At 45.6% G+C, this 26,062-nt stretch carries 26 protein-coding genes and 2 other annotated features (1 of these 28 running past the window's edge); of the genes, 21 read left to right on the top strand and 5 right to left on the bottom strand.

Annotated features, from left to right (window positions below):
* Positions 1–96: 96 nt before the first annotated feature.
* The 4 genes from rocG to MTN95_RS10825 all read left to right on the top strand — a co-directional run bounded on the left by rocG (position 97) and on the right by MTN95_RS10825 (position 6,330).
* Entirely contained in the window at positions 97–1,371 is a 1,275-nt protein-coding gene (gene rocG / locus MTN95_RS10810; protein ID WP_024123255.1) for a glutamate dehydrogenase, read from the top strand.
* A gap of 227 nt (positions 1,372–1,598) precedes the next feature.
* Positions 1,599–3,146, top strand: coding sequence for an L-glutamate gamma-semialdehyde dehydrogenase (pruA, locus tag MTN95_RS10815; RefSeq protein ID WP_248338129.1), 1,548 nt, complete (start codon positions 1,599–1,601; stop codon positions 3,144–3,146).
* A 71-nt stretch (positions 3,147–3,217) separates the two neighbouring features.
* The gene (locus MTN95_RS10820) at positions 3,218–4,918 is read left to right on the top strand and encodes a M20 family metallopeptidase (RefSeq protein WP_248338131.1); all 1,701 of its coding nucleotides are present in this window, start codon (positions 3,218–3,220) and stop codon (positions 4,916–4,918) included.
* Positions 4,918–6,330 carry an amino acid permease gene (locus MTN95_RS10825; protein WP_105990776.1) on the top strand — a complete coding sequence of 471 codons (1,413 nt, stop codon included), beginning with the start codon at positions 4,918–4,920 and terminating at the stop codon, positions 6,328–6,330. Before MTN95_RS10820 ends, MTN95_RS10825 begins: the two co-directional genes overlap by 1 nt.
* 31 nt (positions 6,331–6,361) lie before the next feature.
* On the opposite strand, the gene MTN95_RS21660 is transcribed toward MTN95_RS10825, so the two are convergent.
* On the bottom strand, positions 6,362–6,487 hold the full coding sequence (locus MTN95_RS21660) for a hypothetical protein (RefSeq protein WP_282459467.1): 126 nt from the start codon (positions 6,485–6,487) through the stop codon (positions 6,362–6,364).
* Between MTN95_RS21660 and MTN95_RS21665 the strand changes: the two genes are divergently transcribed.
* Positions 6,481–6,684, top strand: coding sequence for a hypothetical protein (locus MTN95_RS21665; protein ID WP_248338133.1), 204 nt, complete (start codon positions 6,481–6,483; stop codon positions 6,682–6,684). The genes MTN95_RS21660 and MTN95_RS21665 overlap by 7 nt on opposite strands.
* Here the strand turns inward: MTN95_RS21665 and MTN95_RS21670 are convergent.
* Positions 6,660–6,797: a hypothetical protein gene (locus MTN95_RS21670; protein WP_248338135.1), complete on the bottom strand. Its 138-nt coding sequence runs from the start codon at positions 6,795–6,797 to the stop codon at positions 6,660–6,662. The two genes, MTN95_RS21665 and MTN95_RS21670, sit on opposite strands and share 25 nt — an antisense overlap.
* A 213-nt stretch (positions 6,798–7,010) precedes the next feature.
* Here MTN95_RS21670 and MTN95_RS10840 point away from each other — a divergent pair, with 213 nt between their 5' ends.
* From MTN95_RS10840 to MTN95_RS10870, 7 genes are all read left to right on the top strand, one after another.
* Entirely contained in the window at positions 7,011–8,249 is a 1,239-nt protein-coding gene (locus tag MTN95_RS10840) for an MFS transporter (protein ID WP_248338137.1), read from the top strand.
* Positions 8,250–8,399: 150 nt separating this feature from the next.
* On the top strand, positions 8,400–9,014 hold the full coding sequence (bacA, locus tag MTN95_RS10845; protein ID WP_105954428.1) for a prephenate decarboxylase: 615 nt from the start codon (positions 8,400–8,402) through the stop codon (positions 9,012–9,014).
* Complete coding sequence (gene bacB / locus MTN95_RS10850; RefSeq protein ID WP_105954427.1) at positions 9,004–9,717, top strand: 3-((4R)-4-hydroxycyclohexa-1,5-dien-1-yl)-2-oxopropanoate isomerase; 714 nt, start codon at positions 9,004–9,006, stop codon at positions 9,715–9,717. Before bacA ends, bacB begins: the two co-directional genes overlap by 11 nt.
* Positions 9,714–10,475 carry a dihydroanticapsin 7-dehydrogenase gene (bacC, locus tag MTN95_RS10855; protein ID WP_248338139.1) on the top strand — a complete coding sequence of 254 codons (762 nt, stop codon included), beginning with the start codon at positions 9,714–9,716 and terminating at the stop codon, positions 10,473–10,475. Before bacB ends, bacC begins: the two co-directional genes overlap by 4 nt.
* 22 nt (positions 10,476–10,497) lie before the next feature.
* Positions 10,498–11,916, top strand: a complete 1,419-nt coding sequence (bacD, locus tag MTN95_RS10860; protein WP_202852781.1) for an alanine--anticapsin ligase — start codon at positions 10,498–10,500, stop codon at positions 11,914–11,916.
* Positions 11,913–13,094: a bacilysin exporter BacE gene (bacE, locus tag MTN95_RS10865; RefSeq protein ID WP_044159856.1), complete on the top strand. Its 1,182-nt coding sequence runs from the start codon at positions 11,913–11,915 to the stop codon at positions 13,092–13,094. The genes bacD and bacE overlap by 4 nt, the downstream gene beginning before the upstream one ends.
* Before the next feature lie 12 nt (positions 13,095–13,106).
* A complete protein-coding gene (locus MTN95_RS10870; protein ID WP_024123243.1) occupies positions 13,107–14,306 on the top strand; it encodes a transaminase BacF in 1,200 nt (399 codons plus the stop codon).
* A 14-nt stretch (positions 14,307–14,320) separates the two neighbouring features.
* Here MTN95_RS10870 and bacG read toward each other — a convergent pair whose 3' ends face one another.
* Both bacG and hemQ read right to left on the bottom strand, forming a co-directional pair.
* Positions 14,321–15,100, bottom strand: a complete 780-nt coding sequence (gene bacG, locus MTN95_RS10875; RefSeq protein ID WP_202852780.1) for an NADPH-dependent reductase BacG — start codon at positions 15,098–15,100, stop codon at positions 14,321–14,323.
* A 132-nt stretch (positions 15,101–15,232) separates the two neighbouring features.
* Positions 15,233–15,997, bottom strand: a complete 765-nt coding sequence (gene hemQ / locus MTN95_RS10880) for a hydrogen peroxide-dependent heme synthase (protein ID WP_003235942.1) — start codon at positions 15,995–15,997, stop codon at positions 15,233–15,235.
* Between the two features lie 269 nt (positions 15,998–16,266).
* On the opposite strand from hemQ, the gene pta reads away from it, so the two are divergent.
* The 4 genes from pta to MTN95_RS10900 all read left to right on the top strand — a co-directional run bounded on the left by pta (position 16,267) and on the right by MTN95_RS10900 (position 20,202).
* Positions 16,267–17,238 (top strand): phosphate acetyltransferase, encoded by a 972-nt coding sequence (gene pta, locus MTN95_RS10885; RefSeq protein ID WP_024123241.1) that lies wholly within the window; start codon positions 16,267–16,269, stop codon positions 17,236–17,238.
* A gap of 129 nt (positions 17,239–17,367) precedes the next feature.
* Positions 17,368–18,267, top strand: a complete 900-nt coding sequence (gene cysL / locus MTN95_RS10890) for a cysJI operon transcriptional regulator CysL (protein WP_105954422.1) — start codon at positions 17,368–17,370, stop codon at positions 18,265–18,267.
* Positions 18,268–18,314: 47 nt separating this feature from the next.
* A complete protein-coding gene (gene lipL, locus MTN95_RS10895) occupies positions 18,315–19,160 on the top strand; it encodes an octanoyl-[GcvH]:protein N-octanoyltransferase (protein ID WP_105954421.1) in 846 nt (281 codons plus the stop codon).
* A 151-nt stretch (positions 19,161–19,311) separates the two neighbouring features.
* Complete coding sequence (locus MTN95_RS10900; RefSeq protein WP_105990782.1) at positions 19,312–20,202, top strand: carboxylate/amino acid/amine transporter; 891 nt, start codon at positions 19,312–19,314, stop codon at positions 20,200–20,202.
* A gap of 140 nt (positions 20,203–20,342) precedes the next feature.
* On the opposite strand, the gene zapB is transcribed toward MTN95_RS10900, so the two are convergent.
* Entirely contained in the window at positions 20,343–21,119 is a 777-nt protein-coding gene (zapB, locus tag MTN95_RS10905; protein WP_024123236.1) for a cell division protein ZapB, read from the bottom strand.
* Between the two features lie 214 nt (positions 21,120–21,333).
* Here zapB and MTN95_RS10910 point away from each other — a divergent pair, with 214 nt between their 5' ends.
* The 5 genes from MTN95_RS10910 (at position 21,334) to MTN95_RS10930 (ending at position 25,538) form a co-directional block, all read left to right on the top strand.
* Complete coding sequence (locus MTN95_RS10910; RefSeq protein WP_024123235.1) at positions 21,334–21,558, top strand: YuzB family protein; 225 nt, start codon at positions 21,334–21,336, stop codon at positions 21,556–21,558.
* 161 nt (positions 21,559–21,719) lie between these two features.
* Positions 21,720–23,021: an HD domain-containing protein gene (locus MTN95_RS10915; RefSeq protein WP_105954419.1), complete on the top strand. Its 1,302-nt coding sequence runs from the start codon at positions 21,720–21,722 to the stop codon at positions 23,019–23,021.
* Between the two features lie 36 nt (positions 23,022–23,057).
* Positions 23,058–23,558 carry a YwgA family protein gene (locus MTN95_RS10920; RefSeq protein ID WP_024123233.1) on the top strand — a complete coding sequence of 167 codons (501 nt, stop codon included), beginning with the start codon at positions 23,058–23,060 and terminating at the stop codon, positions 23,556–23,558.
* A 112-nt stretch (positions 23,559–23,670) separates the two neighbouring features.
* Positions 23,671–24,144, top strand: a complete 474-nt coding sequence (locus MTN95_RS10925) for an Rrf2 family transcriptional regulator (protein WP_248338141.1) — start codon at positions 23,671–23,673, stop codon at positions 24,142–24,144.
* On the top strand, positions 24,141–25,538 hold the full coding sequence (locus MTN95_RS10930) for an MFS transporter (RefSeq protein ID WP_248338143.1): 1,398 nt from the start codon (positions 24,141–24,143) through the stop codon (positions 25,536–25,538). The genes MTN95_RS10925 and MTN95_RS10930 overlap by 4 nt, the downstream gene beginning before the upstream one ends.
* Before the next feature lie 52 nt (positions 25,539–25,590).
* Positions 25,591–25,815: a binding site (T-box leader), on the top strand.
* 31 nt (positions 25,816–25,846) lie between these two features.
* Positions 25,847–26,062, top strand: a binding site (T-box leader); it runs 11 nt beyond the window's last position.

Here is a 26,062-nt window from a genome sequence, read left to right on the forward strand (position 1 = left end):
AAGGGTGAACCCAATCAAGAAAGGAATTGATCTATTGCATTATTTTAAAAGCGCTTACATTTTTCTGAAGATAAAAATATGATGAGGTGAAAAAACATGTCAGAAAAACAAATCACAAAGGATGAAGAAAAAGAAGCTCTCAATTTATTTCTGTCTACGCAAGCGATCATAAAGGAAGCCCTGCGGAAATTGGGCTATCCGAGCGGAATGTATGAATTAATGAAAGAGCCGATGAGAATGCTCACTGTACGAATTCCGGTGAAAATGGATAACGGCAGTGTGAAAGTGTTTACAGGCTATCGTTCACAGCACAATGACGCGGTCGGCCCGACAAAAGGGGGCGTGCGTTTTCATCCCGAGGTGAATGAAGAGGAAGTAAAGGCGTTATCGATTTGGATGACGCTCAAATGCGGGATCACGAATTTGCCGTACGGCGGCGGAAAGGGAGGCATTATTTGTGATCCGCGGACGATGTCGTTTGGAGAATTGGAACGGCTGAGCCGGGGGTATGTCCGCGCCATCAGCCAGTTAGTCGGCCCGACAAAGGATATTCCCGCTCCCGATGTATACACCAATTCGCAAATTATGGCGTGGATGATGGACGAATACAGCCGGCTTCGGGAATTCGATTCCCCGGGTTTTATCACAGGAAAACCGCTCGTTTTAGGCGGCTCACAGGGCCGGGAAACAGCAACCGCTCAAGGCGTAACCATTTGTATAGAAGAAGCGGTTAAGAAAAAAGGAATCAAGCTGCAAAACGCGCGCATCATCATACAGGGCTTTGGGAACGCCGGCAGTTTTCTGGCTAAATTTATGCATGATGCCGGCGCCAAGGTTATCGGGATTTCGGATGCCCACGGCGGGCTGTACAACCCGGATGGCCTCGATATTCCTTATTTGCTCGATAAGCGGGACAGTTTCGGAATGGTCACCAATTTATTTACAGATGTCATCACAAATGAAGAGCTGCTCGAACAAGAATGCGATATTTTAGTGCCGGCGGCTATTTCAAATCAAATCACAGCCAAAAACGCCCATAACATTAAAGCCTCAATTGTGGTCGAAGCGGCTAACGGGCCGACGACAATCGACGCGACAAAGATTTTGAATGAAAAAGGCGTACTCCTGGTGCCGGATATACTGGCGAGTGCCGGCGGCGTAACGGTTTCTTACTTTGAATGGGTTCAAAACAACCAAGGATACTATTGGGCAGAAGAAGAGGTTGCTGAAAAGCTGAGAAACGTGATGGTCAATTCATTTGAAACGATTTATCAGACCGCGGCCGCACACAAAGTCGATATGCGCTTGGCGGCTTACATGACGGGCATCAGAAAATCTGCAGAGGCGTCTCAATTCCGCGGATGGGTTTAGGGGGGGAATCCCCCTTTCTTCTGCAAAATTATTTTGCGTTTTTGTTTGCGCATGGCATGAAAATCGCAATGTGATTTTGCACGTTATATTCATAAAAGGAAAAATGTTTAGATTTCTGACAAAGTTCTCTGCGATTCTACAAGTTTTTTGTGAAAAGACGAAATATTGGTACGAATCTTGCTTTTATATTCGCATGAAGACATATTACATAACGAGGGGGATTACATATGACCGTTTCATATGCGCACGAACCATTCACTGATATTAAGGAAGCAAAGAATAAAACAGCCTTTCAAGAATCACTGGACTTTGTAAATACTCAGCTCGGCAAGCATTATCCGCTTGTCATTAATGGAGAAAAGATCGAAACGGATCGTAAAATTGTTTCGATTAATCCGGCCAATAAGGAAGAAGTGATCGGCTACGCCTCAACGGCTAATCAAGAGCTTGCTGAAAAAGCGATGCAATCGGCGTTACAGGCATTTGAATCGTGGAAAAAACAAAGACCGGAGCACCGCGCGAATATTCTTTTTAAAGCTGCGGCCATTTTACGCAGAAGAAAGCATGAATTTTCAAGCTATCTTGTAAAGGAAGCGGGAAAACCGTGGAAGGAAGCAGATGCTGACACAGCGGAAGCAATAGACTTTTTAGAATACTATGCGCGCCAAATCTTAAAGCTGAAGAACGGAGCTCCGGTAAAGAGCCGGGCAGGCGAGTACAATCAATATCATTATGAAGCGCTTGGCGTCGGCATTGTCATTTCGCCATTTAATTTCCCGCTTGCCATTATGGCAGGGACTGCTGCGGCTGCGATTGTCACGGGGAATACGATCCTGTTGAAGCCGGCAGATGCTGCGCCAGTAGTGGCTGCTAAATTTGTCGAGGTGATGGAGGAAGCGGGTTTGCCAAACGGCGTTCTCAATTACATTCCGGGAGACGGAGCGGAAATTGGTGATTTTTTAGTAGAACACCCTAAAACAAGGTTTGTATCATTTACAGGCTCCCGAGCGGTCGGCTGCCGGATTTATGAGCGTGCCGCAAAAGTGCAGCCGGGCCAAAAATGGCTGAAACGCGTGATTGCTGAAATGGGCGGGAAAGACACAGTGCTTGTCGACAAAGATGCCGATTTGGATCTTGCTGCCTCTTCTATCGTTTACTCCGCATTCGGGTACTCAGGGCAAAAATGTTCAGCGGGTTCTCGTGCAGTGATTCATCAGGATGTCTATGATGAAGTCGTAGAAAAAGCAGTTGCGCTGACCAAAACGCTGACAGTCGGAAGTCCGGAAGATCCTGATACGTATATGGGGCCTGTGATTCATGAAGCTTCCTACAATAAAGTCATGAGCTATATTGAAATCGGCAAGTCTGAAGGCAAGCTTTTGGCCGGCGGAGAAGGCGATGATTCAAAAGGCTACTTTATTCAGCCGACGATCTTTGCAGATGTTGATGAACATGCGCGTCTTATGCAGGAAGAAATCTTCGGGCCGGTTGCTGCCATCTGCAAAGCGCGTGATTTCGACCATATGCTTGAGATTGCAAATAACACAGAATACGGACTGACAGGCGCTCTGCTGACGAAAAACCGTGCGCACATTGAACGGGCTCGCGAGGATTTTCATGTCGGAAACTTATACTTTAACAGAGGCTGTACCGGAGCTATTGTCGGCTATCAGCCATTCGGCGGGTTTAATATGTCCGGAACAGACTCAAAAGCAGGAGGTCCGGATTATTTAATTCTTCATATGCAGGCGAAAACAACGTCCGAAGCGTATTAATTGAGAAAACCGAAATAGTGCGATTGTTTTTAGATCGCACTATTTACATGTTTGGATGAGGGGGATGATGTATGCTCTATACAAAAATCAGTCACATGCCGCCGGCAGAACGGGTTGAGACACTGACAAAGTCTTTGGTCAGCCTCAGCAGTGTAAATGGCACCATCGGCGAAGGGACGAAAGCAGATTTTATCAAAGAAGTCATCATGAGCTATCCTTACTTTCAGGAACATCCTTGCCATGTATGGGAACAGGCTATTCCTAATGACCCGTACAACCGGAAAAATATTTTTGCGTTTGTGGAAGGCAGCGGGGAAAGCCGGAATACTGTCATTTATCACGCCCACTTGGATACGGTGGGAATTGAAGATTTCGGCCCGCTTAAGGATATCGCTTTTGATTCTGAAAAATTGGCTGAGTATTTCTCCAACTATGACTTTGATGAAGACGTTCAGCGGGACGCCAAGTCGGGTGAGTGGATGTTCGGCAGAGGCTCTGTCGACATGCAAAGCGGCATCGCGGTGCATTTGTCCAATCTCCTGCACTTTTCAGAGAACCCCAAAGCATTGCCGGGAAATCTATTATTTATGGCAAACCCGGATGAAGAAAGTCAGCATGCCGGTATTCTCGCCAGTATTTCTGAGCTGAACCGATTAAAAAAGGAGAAACAGATTCAGTATTTGGCTGCCATTAATACCGATTTTATTACGCCGCTGTACGATGGTGATTCAACAAGATATATCTATACCGGAGCCGCGGGAAAGCTGCTGCCTTGCTTTTATATATCCGGCCGGGAAGTGCATGTCGGAGACACGCTTGCGGGCATCGATCCAAATCTCATTTCTTCTGAAATCACAAGACGCATCCACAACAATATTCATTTAGCAGAAAAGATTGAAGGCGAATTGGTTCTGCCCCCATCCTGCTTGTACCAGCGTGATAACAAAGAATCCTATAACGTCCAAACCGCCGTCAGCAGCTATTTGTATTTCAATTATTTTATCTATGAAAAAACAGCAAAGGAAGTCATGGACCAGCTTACCCAAGTCGCTGAGGAGGCGTGCCGGAACACAGAACGAAAATTATCAGAGTATTATGAAGAATATCTGAAGCGAACAAATCTTCCGAAGAGACATTTGTCTTGGGATATTCAAGTCTTCAGTCTGGATCAATACATAGAAAAGCTAAGAAGCCGCGGCGTTGATCCTGAGCAGTGTATAGAGCAAGCATTCAAAGCCAATGAGCACCTTGAACTGCGCATGAGATGTTTTCATGCAATTGAAGAACTCCAAAAGCTTGATCCCGATCAGGGCGCAAAAGTCATTCTGTTTTATGCTCCTCCTTATTTACCGCATAACTATTTAAAAGAAGAAAGCACAAGAGACCAGCTATTGCAGCATGTGATCAAAGAAGCGGTGGACAAAATCGCCGAAACGACAGGCGAAACCTTTGTTTTCAAAAAGTTTTTCCCTTACTTGGCAGACGGCAGCTTTTTATCGCTGCATGAAACCGATGACGAAATTGATTCCTTTATCAGAAACTTCCCGGGATGGGAGATGATTGGAACCATTCCGTTTAAAGACATACGGAAACTGAACATTCCTTCCATTAACATGGGTGTATACGGAAAAGACGGACATAAATGGACTGAAAGAGTATACAAGCCGTACACATTTCATGTATTGCCTGATCTGATACAGCAGACCACTGTTCACCTTTTGCAAAGCTATCGGATGAATATCAGCACAAAAGAGCCGAAGGGAGAAGGATGATGCAGGATCATAAAAATGAATTGCAGCGCAGTATGAAAAGCCGGCATTTGTTTATGATTGCCTTGGGCGGCGTCATCGGCACCGGTCTGTTTTTAGGTTCCGGCTTTACGATCAGCCAGGCGGGTCCTCTCGGAGCCATTGTTGCCTATATGATTGGCGGATTTTTAATGTATCTGGTCATGCTTTGTTTAGGGGAGCTGGCTGTCGCCATGCCGGTGGCCGGATCGTTTCAAGCCTACGCAACAAAGTTTTTGGGGCCGTCGACAGGCTTTATGATTGGCTGGCTGTATTGGTTCAGCTGGGCGAATACAGTCGGCTTGGAGCTAACGTCAGCGGGCATTTTGATGCAAAGATGGCTGCCCTCCGTGCCGATCTGGATATGGTGTCTCGTTTTCGGTGTCATCATCTTTTTGATTAATGCGCTGTCTGTCCGAAGCTTTGCAGAAATGGAATTTTGGTTTTCGAGCATCAAAGTGACAGCGATCATATTATTTATCGTGATCGGCGGGTGCGCCGTGTTTGGCTTGATTGATTTTAAAGGCGGTCAGGAAACGCCTTTTCTATCTCATTTCATGACTGATAAAGGACTGTTTCCAAATGGCGTGCTGGCTGTTATGTTTACGCTGGTTATGGTCAATTTCTCATTTCAGGGGACGGAGCTGGTCGGAATTGCGGCAGGGGAGAGTGAAAGTCCGGAAAAGACACTGCCAAAGTCCATTCGAAATGTCATCTGGCGAACGCTGTTTTTCTTTGTGCTGGCTATGTTCGTCTTGGTTGCCATTCTTCCGTATGAAACGGCTGGGGTGATTGAGAGTCCGTTTGTAGCGGTGCTTGATCAAATCGGCATCCCATTTGCGGCTGATGTGATGAACTTTGTCATATTAACGGCGATTTTATCTGTTGCCAATTCTGGTTTATATGCAGCCTCGCGTATGATGTGGTCGCTTTCAACAAACAAAATGGGCCCGGCCCTTTTAACGAGACTGACCAAAAAAGGGGTGCCGATCAATGCCCTGCTGATTACGATTGGGATTTCCGGCTGTTCGCTGCTGACTAGCGTCATGGCTGCAGAAACCGTGTATTTATGGTGCATATCAATCTCGGGTATGGTGACAGTTGTCGCGTGGATGTCCATTTGCGCCTCGCAATTTTTCTTTCGCAGGCGGTTCCTCGCTGAAGGCGGGAACGTGAACGACCTGGAATTCAGAACCCCTCTTTATCCGTTGGTGCCGATTCTTGGGTTTGTATTATACGGATGCGTATTGATAAGCCTTATATTCATCCCAGATCAAAGAATCGGCTTGTACTGCGGTGTACCACTCATTATTTTCTGCTATGCGTACTATCATCTGAGCATCAAGAAGCGCTTACAAAATGAACCGCTGAAAAAAGAGCAAACAGAAGCGCAATAGAAGAAGCTCTCCGGGAGACCGGAGAGCTTTTTTACGCGTTACGTCTGACAAGAAACACATAGGACAATATCGCGAGCACATCAAAGCCGAATATACTCAACGCCATCGGCCACGCGTTTTCTTCCCCGGCTACACCGACGAGCGCCGTTGATGGCAAACGGCATGCTGAACATCTCAGCCGACACACCGTATATGTTTTGCAGGACAAACGGCGAACTAGAAATATACGCAAACATGCCGCTCCCGATAAAGGCCTGGCTGAAAGCAAAACCCATAAACGCCCGGTCGCCAAGCAAGTGCCGAAATGTGATCAGCTTTCAGGCAGTGATTCAGGCAATGCGGTCAGAACCGTGACAAAAATAAAAACACCCGATCCCGGCCAGCACGATAAACACAGTTGACCAGTCAGAAAATGGAAGGATGAATCCTCCCGTAATCGGGCTAACTGTTGAATAACCTTGATTCATCACCTGACCCGCCTTAACAAATGCATTACTATAGCATATCTCAGGATATGTTTTTTGTTTTATTTTAAATTTGAATCAAGAAATTCCTTATTTATATTTGAATGTAAATAATAAAAAGAAAATTATTTTCGTTCGAATTGTAAATTGCAAATAAAGGATGCTAAACTATAATTCAACTTTATTTTAAGATTCCGGAAGAGGTGTTAAGGGAGAATGAACAGTAAACAAAACAATCACATCAAATCAAAACATCATTTTCCGCTATTTCTTGCGCTGGCTTTAACAATGGGCGTATTTGCGGCTGGATCTGAAGAGCTTGTCATTTCACCGCTGCTGCCTGATTTAGCAGATGCCTTCAACTCAGATGTCAGCGTGCTTGCGCTATCTATCAGTATATATGGGATCATGATCTTTATCGGTGCCCCGCTGCTGGTGCCTTTAGGGGATAAATACTCGAGAGAACTGAGTTTAATGCTGGGACTTGTGATCTTTATTATAGGAACCGTGATATGCGCTTTGGCGCAAAATATCTTTTTCTTCTTTTTAGGCCGTGCGCTTTCAGGGTTGGCGGCAGGTGCGTTTGTCCCGACCGCTTACGCAGTTGTCGGGGATCGTGTTCCGTATATATATCGGGGCAAAGTGATGGGTCTGATCGTATCAAGCTGGTCGCTTGCACTGATTTTCGGTGTGCCGATCGGATCATTTATAGGCGGCGTCTTACATTGGAGATGGACATTCTGGATTTTCGCCTTGATGGGTGCACTTGTTGTTTTGCTCGTCCTATTTGAAATGCGCCGCCATAACGATAATAAAAACGCCGTCCAGGAGGAAAAAGACGAGCCGGCGGGGACATTTCGAGACGCGCTTAAAGTGCCGCGTGTTCCCGTTTATATCATAATCACTTTGTGCAATATGATTGGTTTTTACGGTATGTATTCGTTTTTAGGATCTTACCTACAGGACGTTTTTACCGGAGGCAATACGGCTGCCGGCTTATTTATTATGATTTATGGCATCGGGTTTTCCATGAGTGTCTTTACAGGTAAGATTGCCGACCGCATTGGAAAAATGCGCTCTCTGATCATTGCGCTGGCGGTCATCAGCGTACTGCTGGCTTGTATCGCGTATGCGCCCGCATCAATGCCTCTGCTAATCATCAGTCTATTCATCTGGGGGTTAATGCAAAGCTTGACGGTGACGCTGCTCAGCACCATTTTGAGTGATTGCTCAGAGCGTCATCGCGGGAAAATTATGGCGTTTTACAGCCTTGCCTCAAATTTGGCTGTGACATTAGGTTCTGCTTTGATGGGACCTGTATATGTGGGATACGGGTATGCAGCTGTCGGATTGATTTGCGCCATCATTACAGTGCTCGGTTTTGTGCTCAGTGTATTCGCATATAAAAAGTACGGAAAGCATGAGCAAAAAGCAGATCATTCCTTATCCCAATAAACAAAGTTTCTAAATTCCTATAACAAAAAACCCTTTCTTAAGGGTTTTTCTGTTTGTATGGGAATAATTATCAGTATTTTCAAAAAATGTTGACAGTTCGATTGCCGCTGGATAAAATTTACTTAAAATTTAAAAGATTGGTTGGTGCTCATGATTATATTGGATAATAGCATTCAGACAAAAAACAAAGCTTATTCAATATCAAAACTGATTACAGTCAACACGCTCGGCCCAGAAGGGACAAGCAGTGAGTACGCAGCAAAACATTTCATCTCTAATTTTACTCTTCTCCAAGGGCTAAACAGTAAATTATCTTTGCATGATACATTTGAATCATGCATCGAAAGGACTCTTCAAAGCCCGCTTGAATACACCATCGTTCCACATGCTTATGACGGCATTAAACATTTCTACATGAGGCCGGATTTGCAGCTTTTGCAAATCTTCAGGTGCGATACACCGATGTACGGCCTGGCTGTCCGTCCTGATTTCACATTCAGCGACGACATGCTTGACACATCTATTATTGTTTCACACCCATCACCTATCAATTTAATTAAATATTTTACCCGCAAAGACGTCAGGTTCGAGCTGGTCAACTCAACCAGCGCCGCAGCAAAAAAAGTACAAGAAGGTCTTTCTGACATTGCTTTAACCAATGAACTGGCAAGACAAAAATACGGGCTCAAATTTGTTAAGACATTTAAAAGCATTCCTATGAGCTGGTCATTATTCGGAAAAGGAGACGTTGATTATGAAAACTGAACAAGATGTGAAGGAGATTTATTTCCCGACACCAAAATTAATAGAGTGGGAGAACGGAGTAAGACAGTATTCCACCGTCCGCGGCGATACTGAAGTGCTAATGTCTTACGTTCCCCCGCATACTAACGTTGAACCGCATCACCACAAGGAAGTCCAAATCGGCATGGTCGTTTCAGGCGAGCTGTCCATGACTGTCGGAAACGTCACAAAAAAAATGACAGCCTTGGAATCAGCATATATCGCGCCGCCGCATGTGCCTCACGGAGCAAGAAATGAAACAGACCAAGAAGTCATTGCCATTGATATTAAACGGTATAAAGCTGATGAAACGTATACAAGTCCTGAAGACTACTTTTTGAATATTTTCAAAACGAGAGATTTATTGCCTGGCATGGAAGTCACGTTCTTTGTTGAGGATTGGATAGAAATTATGCTGGCCAAGATTCCTGGAAACGGCGGCGAAATGCCTTTCCATAAACATCGCAATGAACAAATCGGCATCTGCATCGGCGGCGGATATGATATGACCGTTGAAGGCTGCACAGTGGATATGACATTCGGCACCGCCTATTTCTGTGAACCTCGTGAAGACCACGGTGCCATCAACCGTTCTGAAAAAGAATCTCAATCCATTAACATCTTCTTTCCGCCGCGCTACAACAGAGCAAAAACGAAAAAGATAAAGGCGGATGAATCATCATGAACCTCACCGATAAAACCGTCCTCATAACAGGAGGGGCATCAGGCATCGGCTATGCCGCGGTTCAAGCTTTTTTGAACCAGCAGGCAAATGTGGTTGTGGCGGATATTGATGCAGCACAGGGAGAAGTCATGGTCCGGCAAGAAAATAATGACCGGCTGCACTTTGTGCAAACAGATATAACAGACGAAGCGGCCTGCCAGCACGCTGTTCAATCGGCAATCGATACATTCGGAGGATTAGATATTTTAATTAATAATGCGGGGATCGAAATCGTGGCGCCTATTCATGAGATGGAGCTGAGCGATTGGAATAAGGTGCTCCAAGTCAATCTGACGGGCATGTTTTTAATGAGCAAGCACGCACTCAAGCATATGCTGGCTGCCGGCAAGGGCAATATCATTAATACGTGCTCTGTCGGCGGAGTCGTGGCATGGCCTGATATCCCGGCATATAACGCCAGCAAAGGGGGCGTGTTGCAGCTGACAAGGTCAATGGCTGTTGATTACGCCAAACATCAAATCCGCGTTAATTGTGTATGTCCGGGGATTATTGATACGCCATTAAATGAGAAATCCTTTATGGAAAATAACGAAGGCACACTTGAAGAAATCAAGAAAGAAAAGGCGAAGGTGAATCCGATGCTAAAACTTGGAAATCCTGAAGAAATAGCAAACGTTATGCTGTTTTTAGCCTCTGATTTATCTAGCTACATGACCGGAAGCGCCATCACCGCAGACGGAGGATATACCGCACAATAGAGAGAGAAGGAGTGTTTTACATATGGAGAGAAAAACAGTTTTGGTTATCGCTGATCTTGGAGGCTGCCCGCCGCATATGTTTTATCAAAGCGCTGCTGAAAAATATAACCTGGTCAGCTTTATTCCGAGACCATTTGCCATTACAGCTTCCCATGCGGCACTTATTGAAAAATACTCGGTCGCGGTCATAAAGGATAAAGATTATTTTCAGAGTATCACAGATTTCGAGCATCCCGATTCCATTTACTGGGCGCATGAGGATCATGACAAACCCGAAGAAGAGGTAGTCGAGCAAATCGTCAAGGTTGCCGAAATGTTTGGAGCGGAAGCCATCACAACAAACAATGAATTATTCATCGCTCCGATGGCGAAAGCCTGTAAACGTCTCGGTTTAAGAGGAGCGGGTGTACAAGCTGCCGAAAATGCCAGAGATAAAAATAAAATGAGGGCAGCGTTTAATAAAGCCGGGGTCAAAACAATCAAAAACAAACGGGTCACAACCCTTGAAGATTTCCGCGCCGCGCTGAAAGAGATCGGCACGCCGCTCATCTTAAAACCGACATATTTGGCGAGTTCAATCGGCGTGACGCTGATTACGGACACCAAAACAGCAGAAGCCGAGTTTAACAGAGTCAATGACTACCTGAAATCCATTAATGTGCCGAAGGCGGTTACGTTTGAAGCCCCGTTTATTGCGGAGGAATTTTTACAGGGAGAATACCCGGACTGGTATCAAACCGAGGGATACTCCGACTATATCAGCATAGAAGGGATCATGGCGGACGGAGAATATTTTCCAGTCGCGATTCATGACAAAACACCGCAAATCGGATTTACGGAAACATCGCATATCACGCCGTCCATCTTGGATGATGAAGCGAAAAAGATCATTATTGAAGCGGCCAAAAAAGCAAATGAAGGGCTTGGGCTGGAAAACTGCGCGACACATACAGAAATCAAGTTAATGAAAAATAGAGAAGCCGGTTTAATAGAGTCTGCGGCCAGGTTCGCCGGATGGAATATGATTCCGAATATTAAAAAGGTCTTCGGCGTCGACATGGCGCAATTATTGCTGGATGTTCTCTGTTTCGGAAAAGACGCCGATCTTCCGGATGGATTGCTGGAGCAAGAACCTTGCTATATCGCCGACTGTCATTTGTACCCGGAGCATTTCAAACAAAACGGGCAGCTTCCTGAAGCGGCGGAGGATATGATCGTTGAATCCATCAACATTCCGGACGGGCTGCTGAAGGGAGATACGGAACTTGTTTCTTTCTCGGCTGCGGCACCAGGTACGTCTGTTGATTTGCGCCTGTTTGAAGCCTTCAATTCCATTGCCGCATTTGAACTGAAAGGCAGCAATTCACAGGATGTAGCCGATTCAATTAAACACATCCAGCAGCATGCAAAGCTGACTGCGAAGTATGTGCTGCCGGTATGAAACAGTTAAAGCCAAATTCTAAATACTTGCTTTACGGGCAGGCGCTTTCGTTTATGGGAGACTATTGTGTTCTCCCGGCCCTGCTCATTTTGTCTACATATTATCACGATTATTGGGTGACGTCGGGAGTCATCGCGGTCAGAAGCATTCCGATGGTGTTTCAGCCGTTTTTAGGAGTGCTCGTTGACCGATTGGACAGAATTAAAATTATGCTGTGGACGGATGTCATCAGGGGCATCATCTTTTTGGGGCTCACCTTTCTCCCAAAAGGCGAGTATCCGCTGATTTTTCTGGCCCTGCTGTTTGTCTCTTATGGGAGCGGCGTATTTTTTAATCCGGCGCGTCTCGCGGTCATGTCTTCTCTGGAATCAGATATTAAAAATATCAATACCTTATTCGCTAAAGCCACGACCATTTCTATCATTGTCGGGGCGGCCGCCGGGGGGTTATTCCTGTTAGCCGGGTCTGTAGAGATGGCTGTTGCCTTTAACGGTGTGACATACCTGGTTTCAGCGTTTTTTATCAGGCGAATTAAGCTGCAATTTGTCCCGATTCAGTCTGAAAATATAAAAGAAGCCTTTCAGTCTTTTAAAGAAGGGCTGAAGGAAATCAAAACCAATTCATTCGTGTTAAACGCCATGTTTACGATGATTACGATGGCAATGCTTTGGGGGATCGTGTACAGCTATTTTCCGATTGTCAGCCGCTTTTTGGGTGACGGGGAGATCGGCAACTTTATCCTTACCTTCTGCATCGGCTTCGGCGGTTTCATCGGAGCGGCGCTTGTCAGCAAGTGGGGCTTTAACAACAATAAAGGCTTGATGTACTTTACCATTTTATCAATCGTCTCGCTGGCGCTGTTTTTATTCACGCCCATTTTTGCTGTATCTGTCATTGCTGCCATTCTCTTTTTCATCGCCATGGAATATGGGGAAGTGCTTGCAAAGGTTAAAGTTCAGGAAAACGCGGCGAACCAGATTCAAGGGCGTATTTTTTCGGTGGCTGAAGCGTCCATTGGTTTGTGCATTTCGATTGGTTCCATGCTTATCAACGTGTTAGAGGCTCCTGTCATCATGGGGCTGATTGTTATCATGGTAAGCGGTTTGTTTTTGCATACGAAGCTGGTGAACAAATCTTTTTTGGAACGGGATAAAAAAACTGAGCAAATTCACTTATAAGGAGTCTTTCAGATGGAAATAACACCGTCCGACGTCATCAAGACACTTCCAAGGCAAGAATTTTCTCTCGTTTTTCAAAAGGTAAAAGAAATGGAAAAAACGGGGGCGCAAGTCATTAATCTTGGACAGGGGAACCCTGACCTTCCTACTCCGCCGCATATCGTGCAGGCATTGCAGGAGGCGGCTGTGAACCCTTCTTTCCACGGGTATGGGCCATTCAGAGGCTACCCCTTTCTGAAGGAAGCGATTGCCGCTTTCTATAAAAGAGAATACGGAGTGACAATCAATCCTGAAACAGAAGTGGCGCTCTTTGGCGGGGGAAAAGCAGGCTTGTATGTTTTGACACAATGCCTGCTCAATCCGGGGGATATCGCTTTGGTCCCGAACCCGGGCTATCCTGAATATCTTTCGGGTATTACAATGGCAAGAGCAGAGCTGCACGAAATGCCGCTGCACGCAGAAAACGGCTATCTGCCTGACTTTGAGAAAATAGATCCCGCTGTGTTACAAAAAGCGAAACTGATGTTTTTGAACTATCCGAATAACCCGACGGGAGCTGTGGCGGATGCGGCTTTTTATGCAAAAGCGGCCGCATTTGCAAAAGAACATCAGATTCATTTGATCCATGACTTTGCGTACGGCGCATTTGAGTTTGATAAAAAACCGGCCAGCTTCCTGCAGGCGGAGGACTCAAAAACTGTGGGCGCGGAGCTTTATTCGTTTTCAAAAACATTTAACATGGCCGGCTGGAGAATGGCGTTTGCCGTCGGGAATGAAAAGATCATTCAAGCGGTCAATGAATTTCAGGATCACGTCTTTGTCGGCATGTTCGGCGGACTGCAGCAGGCGGCCAGTGCGGCGCTGTCAGGAGATCCGGAACAAACAGATCGCTTGAAACGCATCTATGCGGAACGGATTGACTTTTTTACGGAGCTTTGTGAAAAAGAACTGGGCTGGAAGATAGAAAAACCAAAAGGAACATTTTATGTATGGGCTGAAATTCCAAAAATGTTTGAGTCTTCTCACCAATTCTCTGACTACCTGCTGGAGCAGGCCCATGTTGTCGTAACGCCGGGCGAGATTTTCGGCAGCAACGGAAAACGTCATGTCAGAATATCAATGGTATCGAAGCAGGAGGATCTGCGGGAATTTGTCATGAGGATTCAAAAGCTGAACCTGCCGTTTGCCTCATTAGAAGAAGTATCCCGCTAAAAAGCGGGATTTTTTTATATGCTTTTCATGCTGCCGCCGTCAGCGGAAATTTGCTGACCGGTGATATAGGAGGCTTCCTCGGAAGCGAGAAACGCGGCGAGCGCTGCGGTTTCTTCGGCTGATCCGACCCGTTTCATCGGGATGCCAGAAGCAATCTGTGCTACGGCTTCTTGTTTGGATATGCTGTTCTTTTCCATCACATTCTTCACAAATTGATGGTAACGGTCTGTAGCGATAAAACCAGGATTCAGGCAGTTGACAGTAATGTTGTGAGGAGCAAGCTGGATGGAAATATTTTTACTGGCGTTAATTAAAGCGGCATTCATCATGCTGTTTGTAAACATATTGGCGCCGGGTTCTTTCCACAGATTTCCGACAATGTTGATGATTCTGCCAAACTCGTTTTGTTTCATCAGAGAGGCGGCACGCTTGATAGCGTCAATATAGGCAACAGTTTTCTGTGTAAACGTGGCCGTCATATCCTCTATATTACAGTTATCAAATGTGTCAGGCGCGCCGCCCGGGATATTATTAATCAGAACATCAAGCCGTCCGCATTGAGATTCAATTTCTTTAAAAATCTCCTCTCTCGTTTGCTGGTCAGACATATCACCCGCAAGGACAATGACACTCGCTTCAGGATGCTTGGCCAAAATATCTTCTTTGACAGGTTCAATATTGTCCAAGACTCGCGAATTGATGACGACGGTAAAATGCTGGTCTGCTAATTTCAGAGCAATTGCTTTTCCGATCCCTTGACTGGCTCCCATAATAAATGCGGTTCGTTTTGACAAATAACTGCACCCCTTTGAAAAAATTGGATTATTATCTACATCGTAAAAAAAAACAGAGAAAATAGCAAATTTTATTTAAATTCTGACAAATAGGAATCGAAAAACTCCCGCCAGCTGCGGCGGGAGGAGAAATTATACATATAGGAATTGAGGAAGTGTATCAAGCGAAAGGCGGTTGCCCACAAAGAACGAGCCAAATTCGCCGTAGCGCGCGCTGACTTCGTCAAAACGCATTTCATATACAAGCTTTTTGAATTGAAGCACATCATCACTGAACAGCGTAACGCCCCATTCGTAATCGTCAAAGCCGACTGAACCTGTGATGATCTGTTTCACTTTGCCAGCATAGCTGCGTCCGATTAAGCCGTGGCTTCTCATCAAGTTTCTTCGTTCTTCCATAGAAAGCATGTACCAGTTGTCATTGCCGGATCTTCTTTTATCCATTGGATAGAAGCATACATATTTTGATTCCGGCAGTTCAGGGTAAAGACGCGCACGTACATGCGGATTTTCATACGGGTCGCCGTCGCCGCTCGCCAAATAGTTGCTCAGTTCAACAACTGACACGTAGGAGTAAGCCGGAATGGTGAACTCAGCAAGTCTTGATTTGTTGAATTCGAGCTCAATTTCATTTAATTCTTCCATAGTAGGGCGAAGAATCATCAGCATAAAATCAGCTTTTTGGCCAACGATGCTGTAAAGGGTTTGCGAGCCTTTCCCTTCTTTTTGGGCGACTCCCCATTTTTCAAGCAATCCTGTAAATTCATGAATGATAGACTGGCGCTCGTCACTGGACAGCAGCTTCCAGGAAGTCCAGTCCATTGTGCGGAAATCATGAAGCGCATACCAGCCGTCCAGCGTTTTTGCCGCTTCATTTGTCATTTGCTGTTCACTCATTTATCTTCACTCCTATTATCTTTTCGTTAATGCCTTCACTATATCATAGTTTATCCGATTCTACTGTGGAGAAACCTTGAACATCCGATTCGTATATCTCCTCAAAAATTAGAGAACATATAAGGAAAGAATCAGTTGCTTAAATTAGTTAGAAAAATAAGATTTTTTGATGAAAGCGCTATAATAAAAGTTGGCTGTTTGAATTTGACTGGAAGAAGAGTATGCTAGTAAAAGAAAGCGTTTTTGTAACTTTTTGAGGAGGGTTTATTGTGGCAGATTTATTTTCAACAGTGCAAGAAAAAGTAGCTGGAAAAGGCGTTAAAATTGTATTTCCTGAAGGCTTGGACGAACGTATTTTAGTTGCGGTCAGCAAGCTTGCAGACAATAAAGTGCTGAATCCGATTGTGATCGGCAATGAAAATGAGATCCAAGCAAAAGCAAAAGAACTGAATGTGACGCTTGACGGCGTTGATATTTATGATCCTCATACATATGAAGGCATGGAAGATCTTGTACAGGCATTCGTGGAACGCCGCAAAGGCAAAGCAACAGAAGAACAGGCTCGAAAAGCGCTCTTAGACGAGAACTACTTCGGCACAATGCTTGTGTACAAAGGCCTTGCAGCGGGTCTTGTGAGCGGAGCGGCTCATTCAACCGCTGACACTGTCCGTCCGGCTCTTCAAATCATCAAAACAAAAGAAGGCGTGAAAAAGACTTCAGGCGTCTTCATCATGGCACGCGGCGATGAGCAGTACGTATTCGCAGATTGCGCGATCAACATTGCACCAGACAGCCAAGATCTTGCAGAAATCGCGATCGAAAGCGCCAATACGGCAAAAATGTTCGACATTGATCCTCGCGTAGCAATGCTCAGCTTCTCTACAAAAGGCTCAGCAAAATCTGATGAAACAGAAAAAGTAGCGGATGCTGTGAAAATCGCGAAAGAAAAAGCGCCTGAATTAACGCTTGACGGCGAATTCCAATTTGACGCTGCATTCGTTCCATCTGTAGCTGAGAAAAAAGCGCCGGATTCCGAGATCAAAGGAGACGCGAACGTATTCGTATTCCCAAGCTTGGAAGCAGGAAACATCGGCTACAAAATTGCTCAGCGTTTAGGCAACTTTGAAGCTGTAGGACCAATCCTGCAAGGCTTAAATATGCCTGTTAACGATCTTTCAAGAGGTTGTAACGCTGAAGATGTTTACAATCTTGCACTAATTACAGCGGCACAAGCACTGTAAGAAAAGCGATGGCAGCTCTCTCGCAGAGGGCTGCTTTTTTTGCGCCTTCTTTACCAGAACAGATGATATGAGTAAAATAAAGAAAACTGATCATCATTATAAATCTTATTCATGACAGGGGTGGGACCTTTGTATTACGACGTGCTGAAAACCTTTATCGCAGTGGTGGAAGAAAAAAATTTCACAAAAGCAGCAGAAAAGCTGATGATTTCCCAGCCCAGCGTCAGTCTGCATATTAAAAATCTTGAAAAAGAATTTCAAACGGCTCTGCTGAATCGGTCGCCGAAGCATTTTACGACAACACCGACAGGGGACATTTTGTATCAAAGGGCAAAGCAAATGGTATTTCTCTACGAGCAGGCCAAGGCTGAAATTTACGCGCACCATCATTATGTAAAAGGTGAATTGAAAATAGCCGCCAGTTTTACAATCGGAGAGTATATTCTTCCGCCGCTTCTTGCCCAGCTGCAAAAGCTGTATCCTGAGCTGAATCTGGACGTCATGATTGGCAATACAAAGGAGGTAAGCGAACGTGTCCGAATGCTTCAGGCTGATATCGGGCTGATTGAAGGACATACGGACGAGAATGAACTGGAAATTGAACCGTTCATGGAGGATGAAATGTGCATCGCAGCGCCGAACCAGCATCCGCTTGCCGGAAAAAGAGACATTTCAATCAGCGATTTGCAAAATGAAGCGTGGGTGACAAGGGAAAAAGGCTCCGGCACAAGGGAATATCTCGATCATGTGCTCAGCTCGAACGGACTGCGGCCGAAGTCGATGTTCACCATCAGCAGCAATCAAGGTGTAAAAGAAGCGGTGATCAGCGGTATGGGTTTATCGGTCTTATCAAGAAGCGTGCTGCATAAGGATTTGATCCACCGTGACATTTCAATTCTCTACATTAAAGATTTCTCATTAAAGCGCAAGCTGTCTTATATTCATTCTCCTCTCATGGAGAATACAAAAAATAAAGAAATTTTCATTACGATGCTGAAAAGCAATTTTCAATCATCACGGCTGAAATGATATAATAGTTTTCGTTCATAAGCCTAACATGAAAGGGTTTTACATAGATGGCAAACCAACCGATTGATTTACTGATGCAGCCGACATGGAGAGTCATTGACCAATCCAGTCTCGGCCCTTTATTTGACGCGAAGCATTCCTTCGCTATGGACGATACGCTGTGCGCCTCTGTAGGAAAAGGCGTGTCGCCGGCGACAGCACGCTCTTGGGTGCACCACGACACGATTGTCCTCGGTATCCAGGATACGCGGCTCCCGTTTTTGCAGGACGGCATTGCCCTGCTGGAAAATGAGGGATACCGCGTCATCGTCCGCAATTCCGGCGGTCTGGCTGTTGTTTTGGATGAAGGCGTTTTAAATATTTCTCTCATATTCGAGGACCAAAAGAAGGGCATCGATATAGACAGAGGATACGAAGCAATGGTGGAACTGATGAAACGGATGCTCAAGCCGTACGGGGCAAAGATTGAAGCCTATGAAATTGAGGGCTCCTATTGTCCAGGCAGCTATGATCTCAGCATTGACGGCAAAAAGTTCGCCGGCATTTCTCAAAGACGTCTTCGCGGCGGTGCAGCCGTTCAAATTTATCTCTGTGCAGATAAAAGCGGCAGCGAGAGGGCAGATCTGATCAGACGATTCTATCAAGCCGCCCTGAAGGATAAACAAAACGACAAAAAAGGCGTCTACCCGGATATACGTCCGGAAACCATGGCATCGTTAAGTGAGCTTCTGCATACCGATATCTCCGTACAGGATTTAATGCTTGCTTTGCTTACGGAATTAAAAGCGTTAAGCACCCACCTCTACTCAGCCGGACTGTCCATTGACGAGGAATTGGAATTTGAGAAAAATCTTGTCCGGATGACAGAACGGAATGAAAAGGTGTTTGGATGAACGCCGTTTGCATGTCAGCCGATACGGCTGGCATGCTTTTTTTTCGCCTATCATCTTGTTTTCAGATAAATCTTTCTTATAAACAGAAAACAATTGCAGCAAAAAAAGCGATAAAATAACAGCAGCATCTGCATACAAAGGGGAGAGGCAAATGAAAGGGAATGTTTACAGCCTGTTTGTGCTGATCGCGGCTTTTTTCTGGGGAACAACCGGCACTGTTCAGGCGCTGGCTCCAGAAAGCGCCACCCCGCTGGCATTCGGAGCGGTCAGATTATTGGTAGGCGGCAGCGCAATGCTTCTTGTGGTCTGGATCAGCCGAGAGCTTCACGTGAAAAATTGGTCATGGCCTCCCGTGTTTTTAGCAGCGATTTGTATGGCCTGTTATCAGCCGCTTTTTTTCACTGCCGTAAAAGAAACAGGGATTGCAGTTGGGACAGTGATTGCCATCGGCAGTGCGCCTATTATTGCCGGGAGCTTAGAATGGGCCGTTTTGAAAAAACGTCCGCGAAATTCCTGGTGGATTGCAACTGTATTGGCTTTGGCGGGATGCTGGCTCCTGTTTTCAGACGGCTCCAATGTTCGGATTGATGTGTCAGGGGTTCTCATGGCGATTGGAGCAGGTGCATCTTTTGCGGGTTATACCTTGATCAGTAAATCAATGATGAAAACACAGCCGCCGAGAGCTACCTCAGCTGTTGTCTTTATGCTCAGCGCCATATTGCTGATGCCGCTATTGTGGCAGTCGGATCTCTCTTGGATGCTGACCCCAAAAGGATGGGGAACGAGCCTTTACATCGGGTTAATTGCGACATGCGCGGCCTACTTTTTGTTTGCAAAAGGGCTCACCGGAGTTCCGGCTTCGGCAGCGGTTACACTGTCCCTGGCTGAGCCGCTGACCGCCTCACTGCTGGGTGTGTTTTTCATAGGTGAAATGCTTTCTCTTTCCTCATGGCTCGGCATCGTGCTGATGCTGTTAGGGCTTCTGGTCATTTCAGGGGCGCCTCGCAAGCAAAAGCCAGCTGAAGCGGCTCATGTGTCTTAATAGATTAGCATAAGCTTGGGCTCATTTTACAAGACTAACGGAGCCGCCGCAAAAACAGAAAATCCTCTTTTCTAAAAGGAAAAGGGGATTTTTTAATGGCAAACCCCCAAAACATGACATCGTTTTGGGGTTTTTAAAAGCTATTCCGCCATTTTTTCTAAATTTCCGTTCCGGTCCATTTTGAAGGACGGAGAGGCATGTTCATCATCTTCAAATAAAACTAGTTTTCTGGCTCTATTCATGATTTTTACCAAGGTTTCATAATCTTCCTGGATCGTTTTTTGATCTTTTTCAAGTTTTTGAACCTCTGCTTCCAGCTGTTCTGTTTTGCTTTGTAATTCTTGATTTTCTTTCTTTAAACGCTCATTTTCCATTTTTAAAGCTGAGGATTGCTCATGGTTGCCTTCGTAATTCTGCAGGAATCTGATGACATCATTCATCGTCATCTCAGGCGCAGACGTTTGAGGAGACAATAAGTGTGATAGACTAGCTAACTCTTCCTTAAAGCTGTCATCCACAAAAGGCATGTGCTCGCCTGACATCAAAGCCTGCTTCTCATTTTCGGCAGTCGGGGTTTCAGGTTTCACCTGCTCCTCCTGTACTGCAGTTTCTTGAATTGTTTCGGGATCAACCGCAGGAGGCTGATATAACAGTCTTTTCTTCGCAGGCTGCCCGTTTCCGAGGGCTCTCATGCGCTGTTTCCGCTGTTTTTTTGCAAGCTGAAGCGCTTTTTCATATTGATGGCGCACCACCGCGTTCCATCTGAATCCGCAGGCTGCGGACGTCCGATTTAATTTATCGCCGACCTCTTCAAAGGCATTCAGCTGAGTGCTGCCTTCTCTTACATGCCGAAGCACAGTTTCGGCTAAAAGCAAATCATTTTCTTCTGACCAAGCGTCCTGGCGCTGTTTTGTCATTTATCTCAACTCCCATTTTTCTTTTCATGATATTAGAATGTCCAGATTGGAAAATATTTATACAAATTGGCTGGAAGAATAGGAGATACGGAGGCTGAAGCGGCTTGCAGGAACCGTCGAATCCTTGTACAATGAGGAGTGATGTGATTTTTTCGACAAAGCGATTTTAGGTTTAAAACATAGATGAACATAGAAATGAAGGGAAGCGTACGTCATGGCTAATGAATTTCGAGTGTGTGATGATTGCCAAGCCACTAATATCAAAACATTGCTGCCGCGTTTAAAAGAAGTAGACCCGGACGCAAAGGTTGAGGTAGGGTGCCAATCTTATTGCGGGCCCGGACGGAAAAAATCATTTGCTTTTGTAAACAATCGCCCGCTGTCAGCTCCGACAGAGGATGAGCTGATTGACAAAGTGAAAAAGAAATTAAAAAAGTAAAAATATATTTTTTCATAGCCTCGGCCCTCTGGTCAGGCTTTTTTGCTTCACATCATGTGATTTTCGGAAAGATGGAACAAATCGCCGGACAAATTCAAGGATGTTTTCAAAGAATAGAGTCGATATAATAGAAACACGGCTAAAAAAAAGAGGGAATGACGATGGCGTATCCAAATGGAAAATTATCAGAAGAAAAAGTGTTTAAAGATCCGGTGCACCGCTATGTTCATGTACGGGACAAGCTGATATGGGATCTGATCGGAACCCGCGAATTTCAGCGTCTCCGCAGAATCAAGCAGCTCGGCACGACGTATTTGACGTTTCATGGCGCTGAGCACAGCCGGTTCAACCATTCTCTCGGTGTCTACGAAATTGTCAGGAGAATGGTTGATGATGTCTTTAAAGGCCGTCCTGAATGGGATGACAGTGAGCGCGAACTCTGTTTGTCCGCGGCGCTGCTTCATGATCTCGGGCACGGGCCGTTCTCGCATTCATTTGAAAAAGTCTTTCATCTTGACCACGAAGATTTTACAAGAGATATCATTTTGGGAGACACAGAGGTTAATCAGGTGCTCAGAAAGGTGAGCCCGCGTTTCCCGCAGGATGTTGCTGAAGTCATTGCCAAAACATATAAAAACAAACAAGTGGTCAGCCTGATTTCGAGTCAGATTGACGCGGACCGCATGGATTATCTGCAGCGCGACGCTTACTATACGGGCGTCAGCTACGGCCATTTTGACATGGAGCGGATTCTCCGGGTGATGCGCCCGCGTGAGGATCAAATCGTCATTAAACAAAGCGGAATGCACGCTGTAGAAGACTATATTATGAGCCGCTACCAAATGTACTGGCAGGTCTATTTCCACCCTGTGACGAGAAGTGCGGAGGTTATTTTAACGAAGATTCTCCACAGAGCGAAGCAGCTCCATGATGAAGGTTATGTGTTCACTCATGCTCCGGTTCATTTCTATTCTATTTTTGAAGGGAAACTGACGCTGGAGGATTATTTGAGGCTGGATGAATCTATTATTTTGTATTATTTCCAGGCCTGGGAGGATGAAGAAGACCCGATTTTATCCGATTTGTGCCGCAGATTCATTAACCGCCAGCTGTTCCAATACGTTGAATTTAATCCGAATGAAGAGATGTCGGCCTATTTTGAGCTGACCTCATTATGCAAAGAGGCTGGAATTGATCCGAGCTATTATTTGGTCGTGGATTCTTCTTCAGATCTGCCATACGATTTTTACCGTCCAGGAGAGGAAGAGGAGCGTTTGCCGATCCATCTCTTGACGCAAAACGGTCAAATTAAAGAGCTGTCCAGACAGTCGGCCATTGTGGAATCCATCTCCGGTAAGCGGCGGACGGACCACAAGCTGTACTATCCGAAGGATCTGATTTGTGACGGCTCTGAACACCCGGAAGCGAAAATGAAAATCCGGCAGCTGCTGGGACTGACATAGAAATTGGTAAAGAAGGAAAAAGGAGATGTCGGGAATTTGTTGAAAGAACATGCAAAACTGATGAAGGTGTTCTCGGATTCTGGAGAAATCATCGGGCGAAAGAAGCTGCAAAAAATGATTTATATTGCGAAGAAAATGCAGTTTCCTTTCTATGAGAAATATGATTTTCACTTTTACGGGCCGTATTCGGAGGAACTGACGCTCCAAATTGAAGAGCTGTGCAACCTTGGATTCCTGCATGAGGTAAAGGAAAAAAAGGGCGGCTACTTTCAATACCGTTATTCGCTGACAGAGACGGGCTCCGCGTTTTTAGACCACGCCGATCTTGATATGCCTGATATCAAGCACTATATTGACAGTGTAAACAACCGTTCATCACGGTTTTTAGAGCTGGTCTCCACGATTCTTTACTTTGACGGGCTTGAGGCTGAGGAAAAGAAAGAGAAAGTATTTACAATCAAAAGCAAGCAAAAGTATACCAATGAAGAATATGACGAAGCGCTTCAATACATAGAAGAGCTGAAGCAGATTTGTTAACCATACCCAAGCAAAAGAAATGAATCGTTTCTTTTGCTTTTTTTATTGACAAAACCTGCTAATGGACCTATTGTGGATAATAGTTATCCATAATGAATCGGGAGTGAACATAATGAAAATGAAATCGGGAATGGAGCAGGGAGTTTCTGTACTGCTGTTACTGTCACGGCTGCCCGTGCAGGCTTCTTTAACATCAGAGGCGATCAGCCAGCGCTTGCACATGTCTCCGTCATATCTGAAAAAGCTGATGAGAACTTTGGTGCAGGCTGGTTTGGCAGAGTCTATACCAGGTACGAAGGGAGGCTTTACGATGACGAAGCCTTTGACGGATATTACCCTCTATGATGTCTATCAAGCTGTTGAAGGAAGAGGTTCCATGTATCAAGGAAAAGGCCTATTGCCATCTGTATTTGAGAGCGGAAATCCCTGTGTGCTGGAGACGGTAATGGGGGACATTGAGGATAAATGGGCTTCGCTCATGAAGGAAGAAACCTTGCAGGGTGTCATGAACAGAATCGGTAAACTTTATGACCTCGAAAAAATCGATGATTGGATACATCATCAGCTGAAAGGGCAATGGCAATGAAAAACAGCGGGCCTTTACATCAATCAGGATCAACAAGCATCTCAGTGTTAATCGTGCTCGCTCTCGGTTTTCTCATGGCTACGCTTGATGTGACCGTGGTGAATGTTGCAATTGCTGATATGAAAAACGTTCTTTCTCTTTCAATTTCAGGTGTGACGTGGGTTGTAGACGGGTACATGCTTACATTTGCTTCGCTTCTGCTGGCCGGCGGTGCGCTGGCTGACCGTTACGGCTCAAAGACCATTTATATGCTGGGTTTGGCCGTTTTTGTTCTTGCCTCATGTCTATGCGCTGTATCAGCAAATGGCCAAATGCTGATCGCAGGTCGGCTGTTGCAGGGTCTTGGCGCGGCTTTGTTTATGCCGAGTTCACTCAGCCTTTTGGCTGCCTCTTACCCCGATGAACGGGTTCGGGCCAAAATGTTTGGCTTGTGGGCCGCTCTCGTCTCCGCCGCCTCCGGACTGGGGCCTTTTATCGGGGGTGTTCTGGTGAATGCGGCAGGGTGGCAGAGTATTTTTCTGATCAATGTGCCGTTAGGGGTTGCGGCGCTTATTTGCGCCTATCGAACGCTCAGCAGTTTCCCGGGAAAAGGCAGCCGGGTGAATATCACAGGGCATCTGCTTGGAATGGCGGCTCTCGGATTTCTTTCATTTGCGCTGATACAGGGCGCTTCAATAGGCTGGAGTTCGCCCTCCATTCTCGGTGCTTTCGCGGCGGCGGTTTTGGCATTTGTGCTTTTTCTTCTGAGAGAAATTTTTTCGGCAACATCTATTCTTCCTGCATCATTATATAAAAATGGACGTTTCTCGGCAGCGCAGTTCGTTGGGTTTTTGCTGAATTTTGCTCTTTTCGGCGGTATGTTTATGCTGAGTCTATTTTTGCAGGAAGCAAGAGGCGCAAGTTCCTTTTTAGCGGGAGTCGAACAATTGCCGATGATGGCTGTCTTTGTGGTCGGAAATCTGCTGTTTGCCCGGCTGGCGAACCGTTTTGAAGCGGGGCTTCTTATGTTTGTTTCAATGGCTGTCAGCTGCATCATGGCATTGCTGTTATTTGTCATGGTTTCTCCGGATTTGCCTTACTGGCAGCTTGCGGTTCTGACATCTGCCATGAATCTTGGTGTCGGCATTACGGTTCCTGCCATGACGGCTGTGATTATGAAGACAGCGGGACAGGAGCATGCCAATATCGCAGGAGCAGCTTTAAATGCCAACCGGCAAATCGGGGCATTGGTTGGCGTAGCGGTTTCCGGAGTGGTCATTCATCTGTCCGCCACTTGGTACACCGGAGCTGGGTTTACGTTTTTGATGATGGGCGCGGCATACAGTCTTGCCGCATTCCTTGTGTGGCGGTTTCTGACTTTTCATAAAGAAACGTCCGCTTCTGCATCATCTTAAAATCGTCCATTGTCTTTTCAAGGAATATATAGTAAGATATATGAAATTATTCAAACAGGCACTGATAAGGACACGAGATGCTTTTTACGGTTTCCAGAGAGGGAAGGATCAGCTGAAACCTTCCTAACGCAGAGAAAGCAGCTTACCGCCTTTGAGCCGTATCGGGGAAATTAAGTATCTGATACCGTCATGCTGCGTTACAGCACCGAGCCGACGAACATGTATGTTTGTTGGGAATTTGGGTGGAACCACGAATTTTAACACATTCGTCCCTTGCGAGGGATGGATGTGTTTTTTTATATGAGTCAATAAATGCGATGAAAAGGACATGAATGATGTTTACGGTTTTCAGAGAGGGGAGAAAAGGTGCGAGCTTCCCAGCTTAGGAATATCATTTACCGCCTTGGAGCAGTGTTGGGGAACAGTCAGTATCCAATGCCGTTTATGCTGCGTTACAGCACCGAGCCGATGAACATAAAAGTTCGTTGGGAACTTGGGTGGAACCACGGGTTAATCACACACAC

The organism is Bacillus sp. 2CMS4F (assembly GCF_023161785.1).
Lineage (GTDB): Bacteria > Bacillota > Bacilli > Bacillales > Bacillaceae > Bacillus > Bacillus halotolerans.